General features: G+C 62.9%; 4 protein-coding genes. All 4 read right to left on the reverse strand.

The window, feature by feature from the left end:
- A partial coding sequence (locus VDP82_RS15695; protein ID WP_323015766.1) for an ABC transporter ATP-binding protein occupies positions 1–450 on the reverse strand: 450 nt, incomplete at its 3' end.
- Positions 451–517: 67 nt separating this feature from the next.
- A complete protein-coding gene (locus VDP82_RS15700) occupies positions 518–1,741 on the reverse strand; it encodes an ABC transporter substrate-binding protein (RefSeq protein ID WP_416347128.1) in 1,224 nt (407 codons plus the stop codon).
- A gap of 38 nt (positions 1,742–1,779) precedes the next feature.
- A complete protein-coding gene (locus VDP82_RS15705) occupies positions 1,780–2,622 on the reverse strand; it encodes a carbohydrate ABC transporter permease (protein WP_323015769.1) in 843 nt (280 codons plus the stop codon).
- A gap of 89 nt (positions 2,623–2,711) precedes the next feature.
- Positions 2,712–3,572: sugar ABC transporter permease (locus VDP82_RS15710; protein ID WP_323015767.1), on the reverse strand; the 861-nt coding region annotated here is incomplete at its 5' end.

Genomic DNA, 3,572 nt, shown 5'->3' on the forward strand with positions numbered 1-3,572 from the left:
GCGCACGATGGCGCGGCCGATGGCGACGCGCTGGCGCTGGCCGCCGGAAAGCTGGCCGGGACGGTGCTGCAAACGGCTTTCGAGCTGGAGCACCCTGGCGGCGGCCTGCACCCTGTTGTCGACTTCCGCCTGGGGCAGCTTTTCGACGCGCAGGGGAAAGGCGATGTTTTCATAGACGGTCATATGCGGATAAAGCGCATAGGACTGGAAGACCATGGCGATGCCGCGCTGCACGGGCGGCAGGTCGTTGACGACGCGGCCGCCGATCGCGATCTCGCCGGCCGAGACATCCTCGAGGCCCGCGATCATGCGCAAAAGCGTGGACTTGCCGCAGCCGGAGGGGCCGACAAAGACCACGAACTCGCCTTCGTCCACTTCCAGGTCGATGCCCTTGATGATGCGGGCTTCGTTGAAGGATTTTTCGAGGCGCTTGAGGCTCAGTTGCGACATGATGCGCGTCTCCGGATGCGGGAAAGGAGCGCCGCCGCCCGCAAAGGGGCGACGGCGCGGGAGGAGCTTACTTGTACTGTTCGAGCTCGGCGGCGGCCTTTTCAAGGGCAGCCTGGGGCTCGGCCTGGCCGGTGACGACCGACTGGACCATTTCGATCATGGTGTTCTGCAGACCGATATAGTCGTTGAACAGCGGCTCGGGACCACCGAATTCGATGCCGTCAAGGAAGGGCTTCCAATAGGGCTTTTCGGCAACCAGATCGGTGGTGTTGGGCTCGAGCGGGCGCAGCGGGGTCAGGCCCTGCAGCATTTCGGCATCCCACTGGCGCTGGCCGTCGGTGAGGAACTTGGCCAGGCTGATCGCCTGATCCTCGACGCCGGTGCCCTTGAAGATGGCCAGGGCGTCGGTGATGAGCAGCGTGCCGGGACCCTTGGCGTCGGGGCCGAGCGGCAGGTTGGCCACGCCCCAGTTCATGCCGGCTTCCTCGGCGCGGATGGCGGCGCCGGGGGAGGCTTCGATCATGGCCACGCCACCGTCGAGCCAGATGGCGCGCACTTCGTTCTGCTCATAGGCGGTCGGACCTTCTTCCGAATAGGGAATGATGTCCTTGAGCGCGGTCAGGGCGGCGAGCACCTGGGGCGAATTCAGCGTGATGTTGCCATCGGCGTCGATCACCTGGCCGTCATTGGTGTAAACCCAATGGAGGAACTGGTGCATGGTGTTGTCGAAGGTCTTGGCGACGGCACCATAGCCGGCGGCATCGGTGTTCTCGGTGATCTGCTTGGCGAAAGCGATCTTTTCTTCCCAGGTCTTGGGCGGGGTGTCGGGATCGAGGCCAGCGGCGGCGAACAGGTCCTTGTTCCAGAACAGGGCCTTGGTGGAGAAGGCCACCGGCACGCCCCACTGGGTGCCGTCGAAGGTGACGGTGTCGGGCACGTAGTTGTAATAGGCGGCCTTTTCATCGTCGGTCATCGGCACGGGGACGATGAGGTCGTTCTGGGCGAACTGCTTGAGGGTGCGCGAGCCGACATAGGCCAGCGCGACCGGAGTGCCGGCGGCGGCGAGCGTGGTCACCTTGTCCTGGCACTGGCCCCAGCCGACCAGCTCGGGCACGACCTTATAGCCGGGATTGGCCGCTTCCCATTCAGCGAAGCTCTCGGCATAGCCCTGGGTCAGCTCGTCACCGCAGTTGATGAAGCTGATCTCCTTGACGTCCTGGGCGTAGACGCCCGAGGCGGCGCTGGCCAGCGCCATCATGGATACGGCCAGCATACCGATGGTCTTTTGCATTAGTAGTCTCCCTTGATTACGGCCCGAGGGCCTTCTCCCTACTGCTTCACGGCTCCGGCGGTGAGACCGGCGACGAGATAGCGCTGCAGGAACACGATAACGATCATGACCGGCAGGATTCCGACGAAAGAGGCCGCCATCAGCTCGTTCCAGACCACTTCCTGCTTGCCGAAGAAGGCGAAGAGCCCGATCGGCAGCGGCATGAATTCGGATTTCGAGTTGAAGGTCAGCGCGAAGATGAATTGCTGGGCGTAGGCGCCGATGAAGGTCATGATGGCGACCACGACGATGCCCGGCATGGCCAGCGGCAGGATCACCCGGCGCAGCGTGTAGAGCCGGCTGGCGCCATCGACCCAGGCGGCCTCGTCCAGCTCGCGCGGAATGCGCAGCATATAGGTGCGCAAAAGCCAGACCGAGGAGGGGATGAGGAAGGCCGCGCCGGGCACGATCATGGCCCAATAGGTGTTGAGCAGGCCCATGGTGCGCATCAGCCGGAACAGCGGGATGAGCAGCACCGCGCCCGAGAACATGTTGACGGCGAGGAACCCGCCCAGCAGCAGACCGGCCCCGGTGAAGTTGAACCGGGCAAAGGCATAGGCCGCCGGCACCACCACGGCGATGACGATGATGGTGACGATGGTGGAGATGAAGAAGGAGTTGAAGATGTAGAGGCCCAGCAGCGGCACCGAGGTCCACATATTCACATAGGCGTCGAACGACCAGACCTTGGGGATGAAGCTGTAGGGCGTGGAAAACAGCTGCGCCAGCGGCTTGAGCGAGACCAGGAACCCCTCGATGAAGGGCGAGAGCACGAAGAACAGGAAAACGAACAGGCCCACATACAAGCCGGCGATCTCGTACCATTTGTAGCGGTCGATCATGGGACGGCTGGAACGTCGGCGAAGAGCGAGCGGCTTGCCCTTGACGGCGGGCGTGGCGGCGGCGGTTTCGGCGGTGCGCGCGACATCGCTCATTTGGCTTCTCCCTGCTGAAGCTTGCGCACGGCGCGGAAGTACACGATGCAGAAAATGGTCACGAAGATGGAGATGACCACGGCGCGGGCAGCGCCTTCGCCATATTTGCGGCTGCCGATGGCGGTCTTGTAGGTGTCGATGATCATCGTGGTGGTGGAGCCGGACGGGCCGCCCTGGGTCAAAATCCAGATGATGTCGAAGGAATTGAAGGTGGCGATGAGCGAGAGCAGGCTCATGGTGATGATGGCGGGCACCATCAGCGGCACGGTGATGCGGCGGAAGCGGTAGAAGCGCCCTGCCCCGTCGGTCCAGGCGGCCTCGTGCAGATCCTTGGGAATGGATTGCATGGCGGCCAGGAAATAGATGGTGACCATGGGCACGCCGATCCACACATCGGTGACGATGGTGGCCCAGAAGGCGGTCTCGCCATAGGCCAGCCAGGCGATGGGCCGGCTGGTGAAGCCGAAATTCTGCAACAGGCCGGAAATCATGCCGAACTGGCCGTTATACATCCACGCCCACATATAGATGCCGATGGCCATGGGCACGACCCAGGGCGGCATGGTGAGGATGCGGAACAGCGTCTGGCCGGGAATGGCGGCATTGAGCAGCACGGCGCCACACATGCCGATGATCATCTTCAGCGAGACCGAGAAGAAGGTCCAGATGAAGGTGCGGATGATGACATCGGTGAAATTGCCGGCGGTGAAGATGCGCTGGTAATTGGCCCAGCCGATGAAATCATAGGTGGCCTTGAGCGAGGCGTTGGTGAAGGAGAGGATGACCGTATCCACCAGCGGATAGGCCACGATGGTGAGGATATAGATGAGTGCCGGAGCCAGCAGGGCAAAGGCGAA

Origin of the sequence: Devosia sp. (assembly GCF_034675085.1) — a bacterium.
Taxonomy (GTDB): Bacteria; Pseudomonadota; Alphaproteobacteria; order Rhizobiales; family Devosiaceae; genus Devosia.